General features: G+C 38.8%; 6 protein-coding genes. 2 read left to right on the top strand and 4 right to left on the bottom strand.

Annotation, left to right across the window (positions count from 1 at the left end; genetic code table 11):
* The 4 genes from AC3AX0_RS04960 to sdaAB form a co-directional block, all read right to left on the bottom strand.
* Positions 1-1,510 (bottom strand): phospho-sugar mutase (locus AC3AX0_RS04960; protein ID WP_487549200.1); only part of this gene is annotated, 1,510 nt, incomplete at its 3' end.
* A gap of 91 nt (positions 1,511-1,601) precedes the next feature.
* A complete protein-coding gene (gene mreB / locus AC3AX0_RS04955; protein WP_487549199.1) occupies positions 1,602-2,621 on the bottom strand; it encodes a rod shape-determining protein MreB in 1,020 nt (339 codons plus the stop codon).
* A gap of 89 nt (positions 2,622-2,710) precedes the next feature.
* Complete coding sequence (gene sdaAA, locus AC3AX0_RS04950; RefSeq protein WP_487549198.1) at positions 2,711-3,577, bottom strand: L-serine ammonia-lyase, iron-sulfur-dependent, subunit alpha; 867 nt, start codon at positions 3,575-3,577, stop codon at positions 2,711-2,713.
* Positions 3,570-4,259 carry an L-serine ammonia-lyase, iron-sulfur-dependent subunit beta gene (sdaAB, locus tag AC3AX0_RS04945; RefSeq protein WP_487549197.1) on the bottom strand — a complete coding sequence of 230 codons (690 nt, stop codon included), beginning with the start codon at positions 4,257-4,259 and terminating at the stop codon, positions 3,570-3,572. Before sdaAB ends, sdaAA begins: the two co-directional genes overlap by 8 nt.
* A gap of 386 nt (positions 4,260-4,645) precedes the next feature.
* Between sdaAB and AC3AX0_RS04940 the strand changes: the two genes are divergently transcribed.
* Positions 4,646-5,755: a KamA family radical SAM protein gene (locus AC3AX0_RS04940; RefSeq protein ID WP_487549201.1), complete on the top strand. Its 1,110-nt coding sequence runs from the start codon at positions 4,646-4,648 to the stop codon at positions 5,753-5,755.
* Positions 5,756-5,924: 169 nt separating this feature from the next.
* On the top strand, positions 5,925-6,799 hold an 875-nt coding region (argC, locus tag AC3AX0_RS04935), incomplete at its 3' end, for an N-acetyl-gamma-glutamyl-phosphate reductase (protein ID WP_487549196.1).

The following is a 6,799-nucleotide window of genomic DNA, read 5'->3' as shown; positions in this document are numbered from 1 at the left end:
TACCGTCCCTTAGTTTTTTAACACTTGTTCTATAGTCCCTTGTTGATGATATTTTTAGACTGCCTATGGAGTCAATTTCAGCATTCCTGAACCAGTCCATGATTTCAAGAATCCTTTGACTTCCTTCTATTCCTTCCATTGTAATGGACTTTAGACCTTCCCTAAAATATCCATGTGTTTTGTACAATCTATCAAGCTCACTGAGAACATTGCTGCCATTTTTCTTGTAATATGCCGCCATTTCACATGCTATCATAGATGCTGTAACGGCATCCTTGTCTCTTACTATTGTTCCTATTAAATATCCTATGCTTTCCTCAAAACCGAAAACATATTTCTTTTCACCACTATTTTCATATTCTTCGATTTTCTCACCTATGAATTTAAATCCAGTAAGTGTATCCATACACTCGGCACCATAGTATTCCGCCACAGCTCTTCCAAGCTCACTTGTAACTATTGTTTTGATTACAAGAGGATTCTCAGGCATGGTTCCTTCTTCTTTAAACTTTGCCAGCATATAATCCATCAAAAGTGCACCGACCTGATTTCCACTGAGAAGGACATATTCACCCTTTTCTTTTTTAACGGCCATTCCCACTCTGTCGCAGTCAGGATCATTGGCAATTATTATTTCAGCATCAACTAAAGATGCCTTCTTGTATGCAAGTTCAAAAGCCTTTTCATCTTCAGGATTGGGATAATTAACCGTAGTAAAGTTTGGATCGGGTTCTGTCTGCTCCTCAACCAAGGATACATTTGCAAAGCCCCTTTCATCCAGTACTCTTCTTACAAGCATATTTCCCGCTCCATGAAGGGGCGTATAAACAATTTTTATATCCTTGTCTATGTCTTCTGATAAACTGTTTCCCAGTACTGCTTCAGTGAAGCTGTCGTCCATTGACTTGTCAAGCTCAACAATCATTTCGCTTTCTATTCCCTCGTCAAATCCCATTGTAGAAATATCCTTGAAGTCGATTTTCTCAATTTCTTCAATGAGTTCCTCTGCCATTTCCGGCAACATCTGACAACCATAGTTCCAGTATGTCTTGTATCCATTGTACTCCGGAGGATTGTGGCTTGCAGTTATTACTATACCAGCACTTGCTCCAAGCTCTCTTACTGCATATGACAGTTCCGGCGTTGGTCTTAAATCATCAAATATATAAGTCTTTATTCCAGAAGCTGCCAGAACCCTTGCGGATATTTCAGTGAAATATCTTGAATTGTTCCTGGAGTCATGTGCTATTACACAGCTCTTTTCACCTTCCGCATTTTTTTCAATAAAATTAGCAAGACCCTGTGTGGCCTTGCTTATTATATGCTTGTTCATCCTGTTTGTACCTGCACCCATGATTCCCCTCATGCCGCCTGTACCAAATTCCAGATTCTTGTGGAATCTTTCCATTATTTCCTTTTCATCTCCGGAAATAGTCTTAAGTTCTTCCTTTATGTCGTCTGCTATGCAAGAACTGTTCATCCATTCGTCATATCTCTTTTTGTAATCCATATATCTACCCCCGTAATATGTTATTAAAATACTCTCCAAACTCACTCAAACTCTCAAATTATAATAAGCATATATGGTTATTATAATTCGCCTAGTATCTCTTTCTTTCGTCTGTTAATAATGAACTTGAATAAACATCTATGTTCTCAAGAGCCTTTCCAGTTCCAAGAGCTACACATGAAATTGCTTCGTCAGCAATATAAACAGGCACTCCTGTTCTTTTGGCTATAAGTTTGTGAAGTCCATGTAGGAGACATCCTCCTCCAGTCATGATTATTCCCTTTTCACTTATATCGGCAGCTAGCTCTGGTGGCGTTCTCTCTAGAACGGAGTGTACTGCGTCTGCAATGGCCATTACTGTTTCCTCTAGAGCCTCTAGCATGTCTGTAGAAGATATTGTAAGGTTCTTTGGAAGTCCTGTAACAAGATTACGACCCCTTACCTCTACAAATTTTTCCTCATCTTCAGGGAAAGCTGCACCTATTTGTATCTTCAGCTCCTCTGCACTTCTAAGTCCTATCATTACATTGTATTTCTTTCTTATGAATCTTACTATTGCCTCGTCAAATTTGTCCCCGGCAATCTTTATGGATTTGCTTACAACAATTCCTCCAAGTGAAAGTACGGCAACATCAGTAGTTCCGCCACCCATGTCTATAATCATGCTTCCCTGTGGCTTTGAAAGGTCTACTCCTGCACCTATTGCCGCAGCTACAGGTTCTTCAATAAGATAAGTCTTATGTGCTCCCGCCTGGTTACAAGCATCTATTACCGCTCTTTTTTCAACTTCAGTAACTCCGCTTGGTACGCAGACTATTACCCTGGGCTTGAAAACTACGCTTCCCAAAGCCTTCTTTATGAAATACTTGAGCATTTTTTCAGTTATGTCAAAGTCGGATATTACACCGTCTCTCAAAGGTCTTATTGCAACAATATTTCCAGGAGTTCTTCCAAGCATCATTCTTGCTTCTTCTCCAACAGCCAGAATTTTGTTGTTGTTTCTATCGATTGCAACTACAGAAGGCTCCTGAAGTACAATTCCCTTTCCTCTAATATATACCAGTACTGAAGCAGTACCCAAATCTATTCCCATGTCAGATCTAAATCCCATTCTTTTCCTCCGCTATCATTTATCATTTATCATTTATCATTTATCATTTATCATTTTATTATACAATATTATCAGCTTTTTTAAAGCTTTTATTTTATTTTTTTCGCTAATTTCAAACCTGTTTCAGTAATTGCTATGCCGCCTTTTGCTGTTTCCTTAAAATCCTGGTGCATTCCACGTCCAACATTATACATTGCTTCCACCACTTCGTCAAAGGGAACTACTGATTCCACTCCTGAAAGAGCCATATCAGCAGATATCATGGCATTTACAACTCCCGAAGCATTCCTCTTTGAACATGGCGATTCTACAAGACCTGCAATAGGATCGCATATGAGTCCCATGATATTCTTAAGGGCTATTGAAGCTGCATGGAGAGACTGCTCAGGACTTCCACCTCTCATTTCCACTATTGCCCCTGCAGCCATTGCAGCAGCAGCACCGCATTCAGCCTGGCAACCGCCTTCTGCTCCTGAAACCGTAGCATTTTCAGAAATAATCTTTCCAATTCCTGAAGAAACAAGAAGACCCTTTATAAGTTCCTTTCTATCAAGGCTGAATTTTTCGCCCGTTGTGAGAATGGCTCCTGGAATTATACCGCAGGATCCTGCCGTTGGAGCTGCACATATTTTCCCCATGGATGCATTGTATTCAGAACATGCAAAAGCTTTCGCCATAGCCTTTATTACCCATTCTCCTGCTATGGTATCTCCCGACAGAAGGTATTCCATCATCTTTTTTCCCTCGCCACCGATAAGTCCGCCAAGAGTTTCAACCTCATTTGTCAACGAATAGGATGAGGAATTCTCCATTATGGAAAGAACTTCATCAAGTCGTCCCATAACCTCTTCCCTGTCCATTTTTGTATTTCCCATTTCTTCAATAAGGACCAATTCGGAAATGGAAATGTTTTTCTCCCTGCAAAGGGCTACCAGTTTTCTTCCGTTATTATACATTTTCAGCCTCCTTTACAGGTTTTATAACAATGAGGGATATCATCTCTTCAAGATTTTTGATTTCCTTCACCACAGAAATGTCAACATTTTCATCGGTCTCAATTATCATTGAAGCTTCCTTCATATAGTCATTTCTTCTTACCTTCATGTTTCCTATGTTCACATTATTTTTGGCAAGAAGTGTAGTCACCTTGCTGATTATGCCCCTAATGTCAACATGCTTAGTAATCAAGGTATAATATTCCCCTGTGATTTCGACATCAAAACCGTTTATTTCAGTCACCATTACTGCTCCTCCACCGAGAGAGGCTCCCGTAACGGTCACTAGGCTTCCATCACTTCTAGTTATTAGAAACCTTGCAGTATTTGGATGGGCTCCCCTAATTTCAATTGTGTGAAATTCTATGTCCACACCTGACTCCCTGGCTGTTTCCAAAGAATGCCTCAACCTTTCGTCATAGGGTTCCATTCCAAGAATACCTGCCACCAGAGCCTTTTCAGTACCATGTCCCTTGGCCGTCTGGGCAAAGGAGCCGTGGAGATATATTTTCACACTTTTAATATCCTTTTCCGCCGCATACCTGGCAATTTTACCAAGTCTTGCAGCTCCTGCGGTATGGGAACTCGAGGGACCTATCATAATAGGTCCCAGAACGTCAAAGATAGAATTTATTCTTTTCATCTGTATTCCTTTCAAAACTGCATTTTGCATATTCTTTCACATACATATACATTATAACAGAATTAACCTTTATTTACCCTTAAACAATACAATTTTATACATTTTTTTACCATCCGTACAGTTAATTTTTATCAAATATTATTAATAAAAGTTAACAATACGTTACATATTATATATATGAACCGGACCCTTTGACTAAAATACTCCTGTATGGTATACTGTTTACACTATTCAAACTATTCAAATTTTTTCTATTCTTTTATTTACATTTCAATTAATAGTCAAATAGTTAAATCTCGTTTTTCTACCAGTAATTAAACAGTTAAATCACGGTTTTTCTAAACCGTTTATTTATTATAATTAAAATAAGGAGTGATGTATTAATGTTGTCTTGGAAAGATTTTTTAAAAGATAATGTTGTTAGCATTGAGGACCTGGACAAGGTACTGCATATGTCACCTGACGAAAAAGAACACCTTATGAAAGTTGCCAAAAGGCACCCTATGAGAATCCCCAAGTATTATTTTGATCTTATCGACTGGTCCGATGAAAACGACCCGATAAAAAAACTCGCCGTTCCTAATGAAATGGAACTAAATGCCGCAGGAGATTATGATACCAGCGGTGAGTCGACAAATACGAAAATGCCCGGATTACAACACAAATACGGAACAACAGCACTGGTTCTATCAACCAATGTTTGTTTCATGTACTGCAGACACTGCTTCAGGAAAAGAATGGTAGGTTATTCCTCTGAAGAAATCAACAACAGACTGGAAGAAGCTACCGAGTATATTAGCAGCCACAAGCAGGTAAATAATGTTCTCGTAACCGGAGGAGACGCCTTTGCATTGTCAAACGACCATATAGAGGACTATCTAAAAAATCTTTGTGCAATTGATCATTTGGATTTCATAAGATTCGGAACAAGAGTTCCTGTTGTTTTACCACAAAGAATCTACATGGATGAAGAGCTTCTAGATATCCTTAAAAGATACGGCAAAAAAAAGGAAATCATCATAATTAGCCAATTCAACCATCCTAGGGAACTAACAGAAGAAGCACGTAAGGGAGTTAAAGCGTTAAAAGATATAGGAGTAACAGTGAGAAACCAGGCTGTACTTCTAAAAGGAATAAATGATAATGCAGATACCTTGTCCACCCTCCTCAACGATCTAACAGCTATAGGAGTACATCCATATTATGTATTCCAATGCAGACCAGTAAAATTTGTAAAAAAACACTTCCAGGTTCCAATTTCAGAAGGAATTGAAATCATATCGGAAGCAAAGAAAAAACTCAACGGACTGGGAAAGGCCTTTAGATATGCCATGTCCCACCCAAGAGGAAAAATCGAAATCTTCGGCAAAACCGAAGGCAAGATTATATTCAAGTTCCACCAAAACAAACTCGAAGAAGATTCAGACAGAATTTTCATGAGAGACATTGACGAAAAAGGAACATGGCTCAATGAAGATTTGAATTTTATTGAGTAAAACAAGACAGGATTAACATAATGTTAATCCTGTTTTTTTATAGCTAAAGAAAGTAAAAATACTCTTCTAATTTAATTCATTGAAATATTTTTCGCTTTTCACTTGACAGACCTTGACTTTAGTGTATAATTATAGGAAATTCTTAAAATTTATAAATCGGGAGGCACCCATGATAAAAGCAGGAATAATAGGTTCGACAGGGTATGCTGGCCAGGAGCTTGTAAGGTTGCTGCACCACCACCCAGACGTAGATATAAACTTTGTATCTTCGAAATCCTATTCAGATAAAGACTATGACGAAGTATTCAGAAATTTCTATGAAATCATGAATATAAAATGTATAAACACTCCAGAAAACATTGCAGACCTGGATATAGACGTACTATTTACTGCACTGCCCCACGGAATCACTTCAGGCATGGTCAGCCAGAAAGCACTTGAGAAGTTCAAGATAATAGACCTGGGCGCGGATTTCAGGCTGAAGGATGTAGATGTATACGAAAAATGGTATACAGGCCACAACTCAAAAGAACTCCTTAAGGATGCAGTGTACGGACTATGTGAGCTGAACAGGGACGAGATAAAAGACACCAACCTTCTTGCAAATCCTGGTTGCTATACAACCTGCAGCATACTGGCAATGACTCCCCTGTTAAAGGAAGGTCTCATTGATCCATCTTCCATAATTCTTGATGCCAAATCAGGAGTAACTGGAGCAGGAAGAGGAATCAACCTGACAACACATTATACTGAATGCAACGAAACAATTAAAGCATACAAAATTGCAGCACACAGACATACACCGGAAATAGAGGAGCAGCTTTCCTATGCTGCAGGAGAAAACATACTTGTAAACTTCACACCTCACCTTGTTCCAATGAACAGAGGAATACTCGTAACTGCATATGCCAATCTGAAAGATATTTCAGACTATGATGAAATCTACAACGCCTATGAAAAGCTTTACGACAATGAACAATTCATCAGACTCCTTCCAAAGGGAGTTCCTGCAGAGACAAGATGGGTAAAGGGATCAAACTATAC

The sequence above is a fragment of the Dethiosulfatibacter sp. genome (genome assembly GCF_983023055.1).
Note: the sequence above shows the minus strand (reverse complement) of the source record. Positions and strands in the feature narration are given on the sequence as shown.

Excerpts from the sequence above, each read along its gene's own strand:
- mreB (WP_487549199.1), bottom strand. The coding sequence starts at position 2,621 with ATGGGATTTAGATCTGACATGGGAATAGATTTGGGTACTGCTTCAGTA.
- sdaAA (WP_487549198.1), bottom strand. The coding sequence starts at position 3,577 with ATGTATAATAACGGAAGAAAACTGGTAGCCCTTTGCAGGGAGAAAAAC.
- sdaAB (WP_487549197.1), bottom strand. The coding sequence starts at position 4,259 with ATGAAAAGAATAAATTCTATCTTTGACGTTCTGGGACCTATTATGATA.